At 44.7% G+C, this 17,722-nt stretch carries 15 protein-coding genes; 4 read left to right on the top strand and 11 right to left on the bottom strand.

The genetic code is table 11. From position 1 onward, the window contains the following. Nucleotide 1 precedes the first annotated feature (1 nt). From AAZR19_RS10850 to AAZR19_RS10895, 10 genes are all read right to left on the bottom strand, one after another. Nucleotides 2–1,936 carry an AMP-binding protein gene (locus AAZR19_RS10850; RefSeq protein WP_202738952.1) on the bottom strand — a complete coding sequence of 645 codons (1,935 nt, stop codon included), beginning with the start codon at nucleotides 1,934–1,936 and terminating at the stop codon, nucleotides 2–4. A gap of 13 nt (nucleotides 1,937–1,949) precedes the next feature. After that, complete coding sequence (locus AAZR19_RS10855; RefSeq protein WP_087975318.1) at nucleotides 1,950–3,473, bottom strand: acyl-CoA carboxylase subunit beta; 1,524 nt, start codon at nucleotides 3,471–3,473, stop codon at nucleotides 1,950–1,952. Between the two features lie 18 nt (nucleotides 3,474–3,491). Further along, nucleotides 3,492–4,274 carry an enoyl-CoA hydratase gene (locus AAZR19_RS10860; RefSeq protein WP_434703129.1) on the bottom strand — a complete coding sequence of 261 codons (783 nt, stop codon included), beginning with the start codon at nucleotides 4,272–4,274 and terminating at the stop codon, nucleotides 3,492–3,494. 12 nt (nucleotides 4,275–4,286) lie between these two features. Next, nucleotides 4,287–5,195, bottom strand: a complete 909-nt coding sequence (locus AAZR19_RS10865; protein WP_434703131.1) for a hydroxymethylglutaryl-CoA lyase — start codon at nucleotides 5,193–5,195, stop codon at nucleotides 4,287–4,289. Between the two features lie 11 nt (nucleotides 5,196–5,206). Then, nucleotides 5,207–5,422 (bottom strand): acetyl-CoA carboxylase biotin carboxyl carrier protein subunit, encoded by a 216-nt coding sequence (locus AAZR19_RS10870; RefSeq protein WP_041109356.1) that lies wholly within the window; start codon nucleotides 5,420–5,422, stop codon nucleotides 5,207–5,209. Continuing rightward, nucleotides 5,419–6,768 (bottom strand): acetyl-CoA carboxylase biotin carboxylase subunit, encoded by a 1,350-nt coding sequence (locus AAZR19_RS10875; RefSeq protein WP_434703133.1) that lies wholly within the window; start codon nucleotides 6,766–6,768, stop codon nucleotides 5,419–5,421. Before AAZR19_RS10875 ends, AAZR19_RS10870 begins: the two co-directional genes overlap by 4 nt. Nucleotides 6,769–6,776: 8 nt before the next feature. After that, on the bottom strand, nucleotides 6,777–8,414 hold the full coding sequence (locus tag AAZR19_RS10880; RefSeq protein WP_434703135.1) for an AMP-binding protein: 1,638 nt from the start codon (nucleotides 8,412–8,414) through the stop codon (nucleotides 6,777–6,779). 42 nt (nucleotides 8,415–8,456) lie between these two features. Continuing rightward, nucleotides 8,457–9,599, bottom strand: a complete 1,143-nt coding sequence (locus AAZR19_RS10885; protein ID WP_075623280.1) for an acyl-CoA dehydrogenase family protein — start codon at nucleotides 9,597–9,599, stop codon at nucleotides 8,457–8,459. Between the two features lie 143 nt (nucleotides 9,600–9,742). Further along, a complete protein-coding gene (locus tag AAZR19_RS10890) occupies nucleotides 9,743–11,284 on the bottom strand; it encodes a glycoside hydrolase family 10 protein (RefSeq protein ID WP_434703138.1) in 1,542 nt (513 codons plus the stop codon). Between the two features lie 24 nt (nucleotides 11,285–11,308). Next, entirely contained in the window at nucleotides 11,309–12,115 is an 807-nt protein-coding gene (locus AAZR19_RS10895; RefSeq protein ID WP_163115590.1) for a tyrosine-protein phosphatase, read from the bottom strand. 149 nt (nucleotides 12,116–12,264) lie between these two features. Between AAZR19_RS10895 and AAZR19_RS10900 the strand changes: the two genes are divergently transcribed. Beyond that, the gene (locus AAZR19_RS10900) at nucleotides 12,265–13,029 is read left to right on the top strand and encodes a DeoR/GlpR family DNA-binding transcription regulator (protein WP_434703140.1); all 765 of its coding nucleotides are present in this window, start codon (nucleotides 12,265–12,267) and stop codon (nucleotides 13,027–13,029) included. A 16-nt stretch (nucleotides 13,030–13,045) separates the two neighbouring features. Here the strand turns inward: AAZR19_RS10900 and AAZR19_RS10905 are convergent, their stop codons facing one another. Then, nucleotides 13,046–13,624: a branched-chain amino acid aminotransferase gene (locus AAZR19_RS10905; protein ID WP_144470756.1), complete on the bottom strand. Its 579-nt coding sequence runs from the start codon at nucleotides 13,622–13,624 to the stop codon at nucleotides 13,046–13,048. Nucleotides 13,625–13,746: 122 nt separating this feature from the next. On the opposite strand from AAZR19_RS10905, the gene AAZR19_RS10910 reads away from it, so the two are divergent. The 3 genes from AAZR19_RS10910 to AAZR19_RS10920 all read left to right on the top strand — a co-directional run bounded on the left by AAZR19_RS10910 (nucleotide 13,747) and on the right by AAZR19_RS10920 (nucleotide 17,705). Then, entirely contained in the window at nucleotides 13,747–14,880 is a 1,134-nt protein-coding gene (locus AAZR19_RS10910; protein WP_434703142.1) for a CdaR family transcriptional regulator, read from the top strand. Nucleotides 14,881–14,958: 78 nt separating this feature from the next. Then, entirely contained in the window at nucleotides 14,959–16,368 is a 1,410-nt protein-coding gene (glcD, locus tag AAZR19_RS10915) for a glycolate oxidase subunit GlcD (RefSeq protein WP_434703145.1), read from the top strand. Beyond that, entirely contained in the window at nucleotides 16,365–17,705 is a 1,341-nt protein-coding gene (locus AAZR19_RS10920; protein ID WP_144470762.1) for a (Fe-S)-binding protein, read from the top strand. The genes glcD and AAZR19_RS10920 overlap by 4 nt, the downstream gene beginning before the upstream one ends. The last annotated feature ends 17 nt before the right edge of the window (nucleotides 17,706–17,722 follow it).

Raw genomic sequence — 17,722 nt, forward strand, 5'->3', positions numbered from 1 at the left:
TTTATGGACTTTGTTTCCTTTTCAAGTATTCGCAAATGCTGTTATACACATCAGGGTTATCTAGAGACGAAAGATCTGGTGAAGGCTGCTGTTCATAAGCTCCTTTTAATAAACGACGGACGATTTTTCCGTTTCTAGTTTTCGGTAAAGCTGAAATGAGATGAATTTCCTTTGGTGTGAGCGCTTTTCCCGCATATGAACCAACATGTATTTTGAGCTCTTGAATGAGTGCTGCTTCTTCGAAAGACTGTGAACTGGCCACAATGAAACAAACTAGTGCTTCTCCCTTCACCTCATCCTTTACTCCAATCACAGCAGCCTCATGTACGGCTGGATGCCCGACAAGAATGGATTCAATTTCAGCTGGACCAATGCGTTTACCTGCTGTATTAATGACATCATCCGATCTGCCCGTGATATGGAATGCGCCATCCTCTGATTGCATCACCCAATCACCGTGCGTCCACACCCCATCAAATCGTTTAAAATAGGTGTCTTCATATCGCTCCGGATCTTTCCAAAACCCACATGTCATGCCAACCCACGGCTTTTTCACAACAAGTTCTCCTACCTCATTCAGCACGCTCTCTCCTGCCTCATTATACACATCTGCCGCCATTCCTAAGATTGCCGCATTAAAAAGGATCGGTTTGATTGGACGAAGCAGCGTACTTCCTACAATACCGCCAGAAACCTCTGTTCCCCCTGAGTAATTTAAGATTGGAATGTGCTTTTGACCAATGGTATCAAAAAGCCATTGCCATGGTGCTTCATTCCACGGTTCACCTGTAGATATGATGGCTTTCACATGCGGCAGCTCAATGTCTGAAAGGTTTTGCCGCATCGCAGATCGAACAAAAGTAGGTGAAAGTCCAAAATGGGTGACTTTTTGCTCGTGGATGAATGACCAAAGGTGCTGTTCATCTGGATAATCGGGGGCGCCGTCATATAAAACAATTGCAGCACCATTGATCAAGCCGCCAAAGACGAGAAAGGGCCCCATCATCCATCCCATGTCTGTGAGCCAAAACAAACGGTCTCCTTTTGCAACGTCCATACAAAGACCGGCATCAAAAGCCGCTTTTACAGGAAAGCCTGCGTGTGTATGAACAGCCCCTTTTGGTGTACCGGTTGTTCCAGACGTGTATAAGATCATAAGGGGATCTTCATTTGAAAGATAAGTCGTTTTACTCAGTGGTTCCTCTTTTAACAAATCGTTTAGCTGAATATCCTCTTTATATCCAGTAGAAGAGGAAGCATGTACAATGACTGTTTGGACAGTCTTGGTTTTGTCGATCGCTTCTGCCGCACATTCACGCATGTTGATCGTCTTTCCCCGGCGCGTCACGCTAGAGCCTGTGACGACAATGGTTGCACCTGATGCACGAATACGTACGGCAAGAGGCTCGCTTCCATAGCCAGAAAAAACCGGGCTAAAGATGACACCAATCTTTGCAAAGGCAAGCATGACAGCAGCTGTTTCCGGAAGCATCGGCATATAAATGACCGCCACATCCCCTTTTTGTATTCCCTTCTTCAAAAAACCAGCAGCGAGACGGTTGACCTTTTCTTGAAGTTCGAGGAACGTCCATCTTCTCTCTTCTCCCGCTTCATTTCTCCACATCACAGCTGGTTGATGCTGGGTTTCTTCATTCTCTGCCCATTTGTCAACAGCCGTTTCGACCACGTTGAGCCGGCCGCCTTTATACCAATTGGGCCACATGAATGAATCTTGGCCTAATGCGGCTTCATACGGCTCCTTCCACACGATGCCGACCGCCTTCTCGGCTTCTCTCCAAAACCAATCGGTCCGCTCGATACTAGCTTGATAGAACGCATCATAAGTAGAAAAACCAAGTGAATGCATCCATTTGTAAAGGCGTGTTTGTTTCATCATCTGCTCTTCGGGTATCCACGCTGGTTTTAGGTTCATCATGAGGCCGCCCCCTTTAGACCGGATAAACCGGGTGTTTTCGTCTTGTAAATGTCATCTCTTTAGAGGTATAGGCTTGTAATCTATGACAAAGCTCATCTCGCAAATGGTCAAATGGGATGACACCATCGACTATCATTTCAGAGGCAAGCTCATATATATTCATATCTTCCTGGTATTCCTTGCGTTTCTCTTGAATAAATGCCGTTCTTTCCTCAGCAGGCAGTTCGGCAATTTTATTCGCATAGACCGCATTTACAGCGGCTTCTGGTCCCATGACAGCAATTTGTGCTGATGGAAGTGCGAGACAGCAGTCTGGTTCAAAGGCTGGACCTGCCATTGCATATAAACCTGCACCGTATGCTTTACGAACAATGACGGATATTTTCGGAACGGTTGCCTCCGACATGGCGGAAATCATTTTCGCCCCGTGCCTGATAATGCCTGCTTGTTCCACTTTTGTTCCGATCATAAACCCCGGTATATCGGCAAGGAAAAGGAGTGGAATATGAAAGGCGTCACATAGCTGAATAAACTTAGCGGCTTTGTCGGCTGAATCATGGAATAAAACGCCGCCTTTTACCCTCGGCTGGTTGGCAATAAGACCGACAGGCTGACCATTCATGCGGCCAAAGCCTGTGATCAATTCTGCGGCAAACAGTTTTTTGATTTCAAAAAAAGATCCTTCATCAATGAGTAAATCAATGAGCTGATACATATCAAAAGGGGTATTCTGCCCTTTAGGGATGAGGTCTTGGATGGTGATTTCTGATGGTTTAGGTGCGATTGCGGCTGCCCGTTTTGGTTTTTCTGTATAGTTGGCAGGCATGTAAGTTAAATAAGTGCGAGCGATTTGAATGGCTTCTTCCTCTGTTTTTGCTAAAATATCGCCGCATCCAGAAATGCTGCAATGCATTTTTGCTCCGCCCATTTCTTCAAGTGATACTTTTTCTCCGATCACCATTTCGGCCATTCGCGGTGAGCCTAAGTACATTGAGGCATTCCCTTCGACCATGACGACGATGTCACAAAAAGCAGGAATGTAGGCACCTCCGGCTGCAGAAGGACCAAATAGTAAACAAATTTGCGGAATACGTCCAGACAGCTTCACCTGGTTATAAAAAATGCGGCCTGCGCCCCTTCTGCCTGGAAACATGGCGATTTGATCGGTGATTCTAGCACCCGCAGAGTCGACTAAATACAGCATTGGGCAGTTGAGCTTTTCGGCTGTTTCCTGGATTCTAATGATTTTTTCTACCGTTTTGACGCCCCATGATCCTGCCTTGACGGTAGAATCATTTGCCATAACGCAAACAGTCTGCCCATTCATCCGCCCCGTCCCTGTGATAACACCATCTGCTGGTAAATGTTCATTGTGACACTCGGCAAACATGGCATCCTCAATGAAAGAATCCTCATCTAATAACAACTGGAGGCGGTCACGGACGAACAATTTTCCTTTTTCTTTGTTTTTTTGATGGTATCGCTCGGCCCCGCCTTTCAGAATCTGCTGTTTTTTCAGTTCATATTCTTCGATCATACCGATTCCCCTTTCTTGCTACCTGCCTCTGTATTGAGGCGTTCGTTTTTCTTGGAAGGCTCGAAGACCTTCCGTTCGATCTTCTGTCTCAATGAGCCGTAGATAGGCTTCGTATTCCTTTGTCAAACCTGTATGCAAATCGTGATCAAGACTTGATTGAATCGCTTGTTTCGCTTCTTTTAAGGCAAGCGGGCCATTTTTGATGATTTGTTTTGCAAGAGAGATGGCATCGTTCATGAGGGAATCTGCTAAAGAGATATGCTCAATGAGCCCGATTTGAATGGCTTCTTCTGCTTGTAATGATGAGCCTGTGAAAATAAGTTCTTTTGCTTTACCAAGTCCAATGAGGCGCGGAAGCCGCTGCGTCCCTCCGGCTCCTGGTATGATAGCTAGTCCTGTTTCTGGCAGGCCGAGTCTTGCTCCGGCTCGTGCAATGCGGAGATCACAAGCGAGCGCGAGCTCAAGTCCTCCGCCTAGTGCGTGTCCGTTCATCACTGCAATGACAGGTACAGGAATAGATTCAATCTCGATAAAGGTTTGCTGAATCGAAAGAACAGCGCCTTTCGCTTCTGCTTCTGTCATCAATCGTCGTTCTTTTAAATCTGCTCCAGCGCAAAAGACTTTAGAACCGGCTCCTGTAATGAGCAGACAGCGGATGCTTTTATCGTGTTTGATTTCTTGAATGATCTGATTGATCTCCTCCAGCATTGGAGCGGATAGGGAATTCGCTTGTTCTGGCCTGTTTAAGGTCATGATGCCGATCTGTTCATCTTGTATCGAAAAATGGACCAATGATGTCATGTTATTCATCCTTTATGAAGTAGTCTGAGAGTGAAAAGCGCGTAAACAGTGACTAGGCAGGGTTCGGTCTACTTTCGCTTCAATCCATTCTGCCGCTTGAATTAATGCAGGAAGGTGAATATTTGTCTCAATTCCTAGTTTTTGAAGCATATGCACCACATCTTCTGTCGCCACGTTTCCGCTGGAACCAGGTGCATAGGGACATCCGCCAAGCCCCCCGCTGGAGGAGTCAAATATCGCGATCCCTGCTTTTAATGCCGTATAAATATTGGCAAGAGCCATCCCCTTCGTATCATGAAAATGAAGAGCGATTTTATCAGCAGGAAAACGTTCAAGTAAAATGTCTAAGCGCCTTTCTACTTGTAGCGGATGGGCTTCACCGATGGTGTCACCAAGAGATATTTCATCAATGCCATAAGAAAGCAAAATATCCGTTAACCGCAGGACTTGATCCATTGGCACTTGTTTTTCATACGGGCAGCCAAACACGGTGGAAATATACGCGCGCGTGTTTTTTCCTGCTGCTTTTAAATCAGCTGTCATTTGTTTGATGACAGGAAGTGTTTCGTGGATGGATTGATTCATATTTTTCTTGTTATGTGTTTCACTCGAAGAGATAAACATAGCCCCTGTGTCAAGATTGGCTTCAAAAAAATGAGCTAAGCCTTTTTCATTGGGAATGAGTGCTGCATAGGTGATGTCGTCTTTTTTGTTTAAGGATTGGGTGAGTTCTTTAGCATCTTTTAAGGCTGGAACCCATTTAGGATGAACAAATGATGTGACTTCAATATAAGGGAGCTGGGCTGCTGCGAGCAGATCTATCCACGTTCGCTTCTCGCTTGTGTCCAGCCAGACTGATTCATTTTGCAGTCCGTCCCGCGGGCCGACCTCCCTGATAAGCACACTCTTTGGTAATGTCATCTGGCTCCCTCCTATTCTGTTAGTTCTAAAAGAACCTCTCCTTCATCGACAAATTCCCCCTCTGCCTTATGCACTTTGCTGATGATCCCGGCCTCTTCAGCAACGATCGGAATTTCCATTTTCATTGATTCTAAGATGGCAACCTCCTGTCCTTTTTGCACTTCATCGCCTTGTTTCACAAGAAGCTTCCACAAGTTTCCGGCCATTTGAATTGTGACAGTTTTCATGAACGGTTTTCCTCCCTTTTTTTCATGAGAAAATCGGTTGTGATGCTGCCTTGTAAGAAAGCAGAAGATCCGGCCATTTCCCTTAAAAGCGGTAAGTTGGTTTTGATCCCTTCTATTTCATATGCTTGTAATGCCTCTTTTAATCGTTCTATTGCAAGTTTTCGCGTATCACCGTAAACGATCATTTTCGCAATCATTGGATCGTAAAAAGGGGTAATGATGCTTCCATTTGTCACACTTGACTCATGACGGATATACGGAGCTTCAGGTGTGGAGAGCCGAGTGATCGTTCCTGGTGATGGATAAAAGGTGACGGGATCTTCCGCATAAATTCTAACCTCGATGGCATGACCAATTTGATGAATATCCTCCTGATTAAAGGAAAGCGGCTCACATGCAGCGATTTTCAGCTGCTCCTCGACAAGGTCAATGCCTGTAATTTCTTCTGTGACAGGATGCTCTACTTGTAATCTCGTGTTCATTTCTAGGAAATAAAATTGTTGATGCTGATCGACTAAACATTCAATCGTTCCTGCATTTTCATACCCAATTGCTTTAGCTGCTTTGACGGCCATCTCCCCCATTTGATGTCTCACCGATTCATCGAGACAGGCGGCTGGTGCTTCTTCAATGATTTTTTGATGTCTTCGCTGGAGTGAACAGTCGCGCTCAAATAAGTGAACCCCATGACCGAAGGAATCAAAAAGGACCTGAATTTCAATGTGCCGAGCGTCTTCAATGACCTTTTCCATATACAGCGTCCCATCGTTGAAAAAGCTTTGCGCTCTTTTTTGATTCCCTTCAAAAGCCCTATACAGCTCCTCGTCATTTTGCACGAGCTGCATGCCAATTCCTCCGCCCCCGCTTGATGCCTTGAGCATGATCGGATAACCGAGTGACTGCGCTTGACTCACCCCTTCTTCTGCATCATGCAGCGGAGCTGAAACGCCTGATACAATGGGGATACCTGCTTGAGCCATCGTTTTTCTTGCTTCAATTTTATTCCCCATTTGCTGAATGACTTGTGCGGATGGACCAATAAAGGCGATTCCTTCGCTGCGACAGCGTTCTGCAAAGGCTGCATTTTCTGATAAGAGGCCATATCCTGGGTGGATGGCATCTGTATTTGTCTGCTTGGCTACACGAATGATTGCTTCCATGTTTAAATAGCTTTCAGATACTTTCGCGCCTCCAATCGGATAGGCGCTGTCTGCTTCTTGCACATGAAGTGCATGCTGATCTGCTTCTGAATAAACGGCGACGGTGTGGATCCCGAGCCTTTTACACGTTCGAATAATGCGCCTGGCAATTTCGCCTCGATTTGCAATCAGTACTTTTTGAAACATCGCTGCCTTCACTCCTTTATTAGATCAAGCGCCTGCTTTTTCAGACGAAATTTTTGAATCTTCCCTGATGCGGTCATTGGATACTCGTCAGTGATGAAAAAATATTTAGGAATTTTGTAGCGTGCCATTTGCGACTGACAATAGCTGGTGAGTGTCTCAATTGTCACTGCCCTGCCTTGCTTGAGCCGAATGAATGCGGCGGCTTCTTCTCCATACGTCTCGTCAGGTATACCAACGACCTGTGCATCAAGAATGTCCGGATGAGTATAAAGAACGTCCTCAATCTCTTTTGGGTAAACATTCTCCCCGCCTCTAATGATCATATCTTTCAGCCGTCCTGTGATTTTCACATAGCCGTCCTCATCCATCTCTGCTAAATCACCCGTATGAAGCCAGCCGTCCTGATCAATCACTTCATTTGTGGCTTCTTCATTTTTATAGTAGCCTTTCATCACATGATAGCCTCTTGTACACAGCTCGCCTTGTTCTCCTCTTGGTACTTCCTCCGGTGTGCCTGGAACGGTGATTTTCACTTCGATGTGAGGAAGCGCCCGGCCGACCGTTTGAACCCGTCTTTCAAATGAATCATCCGTTCTTGTTTGGGTAATGACAGGAGAGCTTTCGGTCTGTCCGTACGCAATCGTGAGCTCCTGCAGTCCCATTTGTTCAATGACGGCCTTCATCACATGAGATGGGCAAAGAGATCCTGCCATAATGCCCGTTCGTAATGTGGACAGATCGTATTGGTGAAAATTCGGATGGTCGAGCTCTGCAATGAACATTGTCGGGACGCCGTGAAGGACGGTGCACTTCTCTTTTTCCACGATTTGAAGAACTCTCTCTGGATGGAAGGATTCAACTGGAATGATCGTTCCTCCTTTTGTGAGACAAGCAAGCACGCCAAGAACGGATCCAAAGCAATGAAAGAAAGGAACAGGGATACACATTCGATCCTTTTGGGTAAGCTTCATACAATCTGCGATTTGGCTGGCATTGCAGACAATGTTTGTATGGCTGAGCATGACTCCTTTTGGGTAGCCGGTTGTGCCTGAAGTATATTGCATATTAATGACATCATCAGGTGCAAGCTCATCCATTCGTTTCTCCCACTCATGATCCTCTGTTCTTTTGGCAGCTGTTTGAATACTGTTCCAGCTGCGCATGCCCTTTGGCGTGTGCTCACCTATATAGACGATCCTTTTTAAATAAGGAAAAGATGAGGATGTGATCTCTCCTTGATGAGCGTTTTGAAGCTCCGGTATGAGTTCTTCAAGCATTTTGACATAGGATGTCTCTTTAAACCCGTCTACGATAAACAGCATGCTGCTATCAGAGTGCTTGAGTAAATAGGCGAGTTCTTGTGCTTGAAAATTCGTATTTACGGTGACAAGAACGGCTCCAATTGACGCGCAGGCGAATTGCAGCATGAGCCATTCAGGTACATTGGGCGCCATGATGGCGATATGATCCCCTTTTTGAACACCTAATGCCATAAGACCTTTCCCGGTTTCCTTGACTTCTCGATAAAACGCTTCATATGAATAACGTAAAGAACGTTCTGGATACACAATGGCTTCATGTGCTGGATGCTGCTCCATTTTCTCTTTTAATAGAGAGCCGATCGTTTGTGGATGAATCGACATCATGGCTTTCCTCCTCTATTGATGGTAAGCGTTTTCATTATCGGATTACGCTAACAGTTGTCTTGCGATGACTAGACGCTGAATTTCAGAGGTCCCTTCTCCAATTTCCATTAGCTTCGCATCTCTCACAAGCCGTTCTACACCACATTCTTTCATGTAGCCTGTTCCCCCGTGAATTTGAACAGCATCAAGACTTGCTTTTGTCGCCATTTCAGAAGCGAAAAGTTTGGCATAGGCAGCTTCTTTTGTAAACGGCTTGCCGTGATCTTTCAGCCAAGCGGCTTTCCAAACCATTTGTCTGGCGAGCTCTATTTGCATCGCCATATCTGCCAGCTTAAACTGAATCGCTTGGAAGGAAGAAAGGGTCTGCCCAAATTGCTTTCTTTCTTTTGCATGCGAGAGCGAAGCATCTAGTGCAGCTTGTGCGATACCAACTGATAACGCAGCAATTGAAATGCGTCCCCCGTCTAATGTATATAAAAATTGTTTAAAGCCTTTCGCTGGGTCTCCTAAAATATTCTGGGCGGGTACACGTACACCGTCTAAAATGATTTCTGCTGTATCTGAACCGCGCACGCCCATTTTGTCATATGGATTTGTAATGGTCAGCCCTTTTTGCCCTTTCTCCACAATGAAGGCGGAGATGATTGGGCGGCCGTTTTCATCATGATCCGAGACAGCAGTGACGATAATGGTTCTGGCAAAATTGGCGTTTGTGATCCAGCACTTCTCCCCGCTAATGACATATTCTTGTCCGTCTTTGACCGCTTTTGTTTTCGTCCCTTTTGCATCTGACCCTGCATTTGGTTCTGTTAATCCAAAGGAACCGAGTGCTGTTCCAGATGCCAGCGGGACAAGATGATCCATCTTTTGCTCCTCTGTACCGAAATAATAAAGCGGGCTTGCGCCTAAGGAGACGGCTGCGGCATAACTAAGACCTGTACTACCGCACTGTTTTCCGATTTCTTCTACAGCCAGTGCATATGATATCGTATCTCCTCCTGAGCCGCCGTATTTCTCTGGAAAGGGGATGCCCATAAAGCCGAGTTCCCCCATTTTTTGAAACGTTTTGGCTGGGAATACGGCCTGTTTATCAATCGTTTGAGCGAGTGGTGCAATTTCTGCTTTGGCGAAATCTTTGACCATCTGGCGGATCATTTGTTGTTCTTTCGTTAATTCAAAATCCATCTTGCTTCCCCCTTTAGCTCTTTTCTATCATATTTATTAATCAAGCAGCTGCTTCATGCCAAGCTTGATTGAATTCAGAAAATTAAAACAAGAATAATAGAAAAAAAAGCATGAACGAAGAAAATCTCATTCATGCTTTTTCGTTATTTCACTATTCTTGTAGAAGGCTTGCTTTCGTGATGAAGACGATTAAGAGCCGAAATCTTGTAAGTAGCCATTTTCTTTTGATTGACTGGGAGGTCATTAATCGTTGTTATGGTTCCTTTTTCTTTTCTAACCGTTTGCAGCAATTCATATGTTCCTTTATTTGTTAATCGATAGACCGCATAATAGGATACGTTAGAATGCGGATCATTTTTGATTTGTAAAGCCGCACCATCCGATGTCTTTTTCACAGATTGAATGATTGGTTTTTTAGGTGCTTTCTGATGAAGCCAAGGCATTTCTGGAATGAGAGCTGGTTTGCGGTATGACTCTTCTATCAATCGATCCTTTACATTCAAAGGGTTGCGATTGATATCCTTCAGGCTGAAATGCATGCTTCCCTGCACGAGCTGTGACTGCCTGTTCAGCTCAATCTGCCTAAAATATTCTTCCGGGTCAGACCAAGCAGGATCACTGTTTTGATTAATTTTATATGCCGCCTGACCAATGTACAGGTGAACCGGCTCCCCTTTCACCTCATTTGACCACCATTTCGTCAGCACATCATAATCGGCAGCTTGAAAGCCGATGCTCCAGTAAATTTGCGGAGTAACATAATCAATATCGTGCTGCTGAATCCACTCTCTTGTATCAGCATACAAATCATCGTAGTTGGTCATTCCTGCTGTGGTGTTTGAACCAGTCGGGTCATCTTTTATGTTGCGCCATACACCGAATGGACTAATACCAAATTTCACATACGGTTTTTCTTTCTTAATGGTGTCATTGATTTGCTTCACCAGCTGATTCACATTATCTCTTCGCCAATCTTCTATATGAGTAAATGCTTTTTTTCCATATGTTTCATACGTTTCTTGATCTGGAAACGAGACACCGGCTATTTTATATGGATAAAAATAATCATCCATATGCACTGCATCAATATCGTAGTTTTTCACAACTTCTTCTATGCCGCCGACAATGAAGTCCTGCGTTTCAGGAATACCAGGATTGTAATAAAGCTGATTACCATAGGCAATCGTCCAATCAGGATGCTCTCTTGCAGGGTGATCGGCAGACAAACGGCTGAGATCAGTATGATTCATTGTGATTCGGTAAGGGTTAAACCAAGCGTGAAATTCAAGGCCGCGTTTATGAGCTTCTTCGATCATAAACTCAAGCGGATCGTACCCCGGATCTTTCCCTTGTGTTCCAGTCAAATATTCTGACCACGGCCCGTATGCTGAAGGATAAAAGGCATCTGCTGTTGGTTTAATTTGCATAATGACGGCATTCATATTCATCGCTTTGATTTCGTCTAACAAACGAATGAACTCTTGTTTCTGCTCTGCTACGGGCAGCCCCTTCTTTGAGGGCCAATCTAAGTTATAAACTGATGCAATCCATACCGCGCGCATCTCTCTTGTGCTCTCAAGCTTCCCTTTTGGCACTGCACGAGCTGCTAGACTGCTAGAAGGAATCAATAAAAATACAAACATCAACATCAGTGTTAAAACTGTCATACTGATCTTTTTCAGCATGTTTTGCATCACCTCATCTTAAGTTTATTCCGCTTTTTGTGATGGAATGCCAGCAGATGGTGTAAGCAGAATATTTTTCATTTCCTTGAGCTGGGATTCAGGGACTTTGCAGGCTTCAATTAAATACCGCTCTGCACTACCGTATGTCTCCAGCATTTCGTGCAGCACATCTTCAAGATAATCTTGCTGCACACCGACAAGCGGCTGAATTTGTTCTTTTGACACCCGGTATAAACTCATCAATCGGACAAATCGTTCCTGCCTTCTGATGAGCATTTGCACGCCTTCATTGGAACGCATGTATTCACTTAAAACGACAGCCAGCGGTACACCTGCTGTTAACTGAATCAGGGCAGATAAAAAACCTGTACGGTCCTTGCCACTCGTGCAGTGAAGCATCAGCGGATAATGGCTTTGATCTGAAAGCAGTGTGAACAGCTGCCGAATCTCTTCTTTACGCTCTGTCAGCATGCTTTGATATAACTCTTTCATGATCGGTGTAAATGAGAGAGACTTCCCTTCTGTTACCAGCATACGAAACATGGTCCATTTACTTGGCATCTTACTGTCAGGCTGCATCGGAATATGGACGATTTTGTCGTGTTCCTTGATCTTTGGCGGATGTGATTTACGTTCTGAGGCTGTACGGAGGTCACAAACGGTTTGAATTCCGAGTGCTGAGAATATTTCGATGTCTTGTTTCGACAAACGGGATAAGTCTGCGGATCGATAAATCATTCCCTGTTTGATCACCATCCCATCTGTTGTTTGAAGTCCCCCTACTTCTCTAAAATTCGCAAGCTTTGAAAATGGGTTGTTTGATTGATTCATAGAAGTGAAAGTCCTTTCTGGTTTCGTTCTTTTTTCTATCATACGCTTTTATATCAAAGGAGAAAAGAGAAACAATTGACCTAATCCCAGTAAGAGAATTTATTGGTATAATGGAGAAAGGACATTCGGATTGATTGGAGATATGAAGTATGATAAAAACAAAACGGATTCAGCAAATAAAAGAGTATGTGTTTGACCGGGAATCTGCCTCACTTGATGAGCTTGTGGCGCATTTTGGTGTCTCAAAAAACACGATACGCCGAGATGTACAGTCATTGGTCGAGTCTGGCGTGCTCAAAAAAGTGTATGGCGGAGTGGCTGTGAACCACTCAACGTTAGTGGTGTATCAGGAGCGAAAGATCCGTCAGCTCAGTAAAAAGCAATTGATCGGTCAGACGGCTGCCGCTTTTGTGGAAAACGGGGATATGATTTTTATTGATTCTGGTACGACAACGCTTGAGATGCTCCCCTATTTGACGGAGAAACAGGTGACCATTGTGACCAATAATGTGGATTTCATTACACAGGCGATGCCTTATGAAAATCTCACCATCTTTTCCACTGGCGGGATGCTTGAAAGAAAAACGAATTCTTTCGTTGGCTATCAAAGTGTTGAGCGCTTAAAAGCTTACAATGTCAATAAAGCCTTTATTGCGTCAACTGGTTTATCCATTGATCACGGCGTCACGAATTCGTCTCCGCTTGAAACCGATATTAAAAAGACGCTTGTTCAAAAAAGTGCCAAAACCTTTTTATTAGTGGATGATAGCAAATTCGATCATTACGCCTTGACCACGTTTTGTGATTTGCACGAGATTGATATCGTCGTGACCAATGAGGAGCCAAATGAAGATTATCTTCAATATGGAAAAGAGCATGATGTACGGTTTGTCACACCTTCATTAAATGAATAGATGGACAAAAAACGGCTCAGGAATTTGAGCCGTTTTTTGATTCATTGATTTCAAGCTGCATGATCATTCGGAATAAAAATTGGTACACGGCCGAGATGACGTCAATGAAAGCCGTATCTTCGTGGATGTCCTCAAGCTCAAGAAGTTGCAAATTCACATCAAATAAGCCATCTTCTCCATTAAATTGAAGCTGAGCACCATTTAATGGCGATAGCATGTCCTTTAGAATACCCGTGTCTTTTTTAGGACGTTTTAAACCGAATAGCACGGTATACGTTTGAAACACTTCATCCCATTCAATGGCCAAGCCATCCACTTTCACGACATCAAACCACTTTGATTCGATATAAATGAATTCTTTTTGATGTTTTTTCACATATGTAAGCGGTGTGTTTAGAAATGAGGCGTTTTCTGTTTGAATCATGTCCTCTGATTCCTTGTCTACACGTTCTATATATACATCGCCAAAGCGGGCTTCTTCTTTAATTCTCGACCCTTCTAATCTCCAATTATGGCGCGCCGCTTCATCATATTCGAAGTCTGTCAGCGCCTGTCCTTCTTTTAAGAGTTCTTGTAAGCGATTTAGTAACGACATGGCTATGTCTCCTTTCTTCTTCATGTGCATTCATTATTTTAGCATAACTCATGAAAAGAAAGATATGTCCTAGCATATGATGGTATGATAGTGTCAAAAGAAACATCTCGGAGGGGTACGTTTTGCTCACAATGACACTGGCAGAAAAAATCGTAGACGAGGTTAAAAAGGTGCTGACTGAGGAAATCATCATTGCACAAACAAACGGCACCATCATTGCAGCAACTGATCCAGCGCGCGTTGGACAATTTCATGAAGGAGCGTATCTGACATCTTTTGAAGGACAGAAACGAATTCTCACAAAGGATGACCAGCAGCACATGAAGGGCGTCAAAGCTGGCATCAATCTGCCTATTTATTTTAAGCAAGAGGTCATCGGGGTCATTGGAATGACAGGAGATCCTATACATGTGTCTCCTTTTGGCGAAATATTAAGAAAAATGACCGAGCTGCTTATTCATGAACATGAATTTTTTCAAGAAACTGAAACGGATGAACGTCAGCTCGAAGCGTTTGTATTCGACTGGCTTCATCTGCCAGAGACAGCGATTGATCTCACTGAAAAAGCGTCGCGGCTTCAGCTTGATATCACCAAGGAGCGTGCGGTTGTCCTGATCGATTGTCAGGATGAATCGTTTATGAAGCAGAATCAATACAAAGAATGGAAGGAAACGCTGCATCTCACTAGTCAGGAGATCATCGTCCGCTGGGGGCATGCCCGTTTTTTGCTCATGCTGCAGACAACAGCAGATGATCGTAAAGCCTTGCAGCAGCGCCTGTTTCACATCCATGCCTCCCTTACGGCGCGGGGCACACAGGGGGTTTTGATTGGAGCGGGAAAACCAGCAGCTGCTCATTTGATGAAGCAATCCTTTCAACAAGCCTTTCGAGCATTAAAAATGGCACATGCTGATACACCGATTGTATTTGATGAAGATTTAACGCTTGAACTTTTTATGGAGGAAGTGAGTCAGGAAACAAAAGAAGTGTTTCTTGATCGAACAATCGCCCCTCTTCTCCCCTATCCTGAATTAGTGAAAACATTGCGGGTGCTTATGACATCAGATTGCTCATTGAAATATACAGCAGAAGCGATGCATGTTCATATCAATACACTGCATTACAGGCTAAAACGCATCCAGGATTTAACGACACTTGATCCAAAGCGTATGCAAGATGCAATGCTCTTTTATTTAGCCTTCATGTTATTAGATCATGATCCAAAAAAACGAAGCGAACAGCCCGATATTTTGTAGAATCGTCCATAGGCATGAGGCGATTCTTTTTTTATACTGAAAGAAACGATACGTCTCATCAATAGGAGTTGAATGAGTATGTTACATTCTGAATTTTTAAATCAATTAAAAAAGATTGTCGGTGCGTCTTACATGCAGGACAGTAAAGCCGATCGGCTTGCCTACTCTTATGATGCAACACCAAATTTTCAGCATATGCCAGATGTCATCGTAAGCCCGCGCGCGGCTGAGGAAGTCCAGCAAATTGTCCGGCTCTGCTCCTCATATAACATTCCGATCGTGCCAAGAGGATCAGGAACGAACCTTTGTGCAGGCACATGTCCCACTCAAGGCGGACTTGTGATGCTGTTTACAAGAATGAACCAATTAATAGAAATAGATGAAGAAAACCTGACAGCAACGGTGCAGCCTGGTTTGATCACACAGGAACTCATTCGCCAAGTAGAGGCGAAAGGCCTCTTCTATCCACCTGATCCAAGCTCTATGAAAATCTCTACATTAGGCGGAAATATTAATGAAAATTCAGGCGGTCTCCGGGGGTTAAAGTATGGAGTGACGAGAGATTATGTCCTTGGACTTGAAGTCGTTCTGCCAAACGGTGACATCATCAAAACAGGCGGCAAGCTTGCAAAGGATGTGGCCGGGTATGATATGACCCGTTTGTTCGTAGGCTCAGAAGGAACGCTCGGGATTGTCACTGAAGCCACGCTGAAGCTTTTGCCGCTTCCAGAAACAAAACAAACGATGCTTTGCTTATATGAAAGCTTAGAGGAAGCCGCCGCTTCAGTATCGGCGATTATTGCCGAGCGTATCATCCCCGCCACATTAGAATTTATGGATCAGCCGACTCTGGAAGTCGTTGAAGATTTTGCAAAAATCGGTTTGCCGACTGACGTTCAAGCGGTGCTGTTAATCGAACAAGACGGCCATCCTGAGGCGGTTGCCCGTGATATGCAGAGCATCGCAAAAGTGTGCCAGCAGTACGGTGCAAAAGAAGTGAATATCGCTCATTCTGAAGAAGAAGCAAATGCACTTTTAACAGCGAGACGATCCGCTTTATCTGCCCTCGCCCGCTTAAGCCCGACGACCATTTTAGAAGATGCCACAGTTCCCCGGTCTGAAATTGCCAGCATGGTGCGGGCGATCGAAGACATTGCGAAGCAGTACAAAGTGAAAATCTGTACATTTGGTCATGCAGGTGATGGCAATTTGCATCCTACTTGTGCAGCAGATGCAAGAAATGAAGAAGAAATGAAACGGGTGGAAGAAGCCTTTCAGGCCATTTTTGAAAAAGCAGTCTCACTTGGCGGCACCATTACGGGTGAACATGGCGTAGGTCTTATGAAAGCCCCTTACTTAGAACTAAAGGTTAAAAAAGAAGGCATTGCGGCAATGAAAGCGATCAAACAAGCGCTTGACCCGGAAAATATCATGAACCCTGATAAAGTGTTTGGAAAAGCCGCAAGAAAGCGGGTGGTGGTCTCATGAGTTCTAAACAAACAGAGATTCAGCAAACATTTCAGCAGCAGATGGACGAAAAAGAGCTGCTCAATTGCATGCGCTGCGGCTTCTGCCTTCCTTCCTGCCCTACTTATATTGAATCTGGTCAGCAAGAAACACACTCTCCCCGCGGCCGAATTGCTTTAATGAAGGCGGTGAGAGACGGCGTCATTGAGCCAGATGAAGATGTCGAGCATTCACTGAATCTTTGTCTTGGCTGCCGTGCATGTGAACCGGTCTGCCCTTCCGGCGTCAAATATGGAAGGTTACTTGAGGATGCAAGAGACATCATTCAGCAGCACAAAAAACAATCCATTCCTGTCAAACTTGTAAGACGTGTCGTGTTTAAAGGTCTCTTTCCTTCACAAAGCCGAATGAGGCAAGCAGCAGGACTTCTTCGATTTTATCAAACATCTGGTCTGCAAACGGCCGCCCGTAAAACTGGCATGCTGAAGGTGCTTCCACCGCACTTACGCCTGATGGAACAGGCGCTTCCAAAGGTGCCGCGTCAACAGAAAAGCCGTTTGACGGAATACAAAGCCGCCGGGCCAGCGAGAAAACGAGTCGCCTTTTTTACTGGTTGTTTAATGGACACGGTTTTTTCCAGTACAAACGAAGCAACCATCCAGCTTTTGCAGCTGGCAGGCTGTGACGTCATCGTCCCTCCTATTCAGACGTGCTGCGGAGCGCTCCATGGCCATAGCGGTGAAAAAGAACAAGCGAAACAGTTAGCAAAGCGGAATATTGAAGCTTTTGAAGAGATAGATGCGGATGCCATTGTCATGAATGCGGGCGGTTGTGGCGCTTTTTTAAGTGATTACGATCATTTGCTTTGCGATGATCCGGATTTTCAAAAGCGAAGTGAAGTCTTCTCAAAGAAAATCACGGATATATCAGACATTTTAGTGGAGCTTGAATTTCACCGCCGCATGCCGCTTGCTTTGCCAGAGCAAGTCATCACCTATCAAGATTCCTGTCATTTGCGGAACGGAATGGGTGTACTGCATGCGCCAAGGGTGCTGATGAAGGCCATTCACGGTGTATCATTTAAAGAAATGAAGGATTCGGGCCGGTGCTGCGGCTCAGCTGGCATTTACAACATCTTGCAGCCAAAGATGTCAATGCAAATTTTAGATCATAAAATGACAGAAGCCAGCCAAACAAAGGCGGCTGCCATCGTTACATCTAATCCAGGCTGTCAGCTACAAATGGCAGCAGGCATCAAACGCTCAGGGCACTCGCCGAGCATGCGCGCGGTCCATTTAGCTGATTTATTATTAGAAGCTGTTCTATATGGAAAAAAAGCGTCCAGCCCATCAAGCTGAACGCTTTTTTTCATGCA

It is taken from the genome of Bacillus sp. Je.9.29.b, from assembly GCF_051129925.1.
In the GTDB taxonomy this organism is placed as follows: domain Bacteria; phylum Bacillota; class Bacilli; order Bacillales; family Bacillaceae; genus Bacillus; species Bacillus safensis.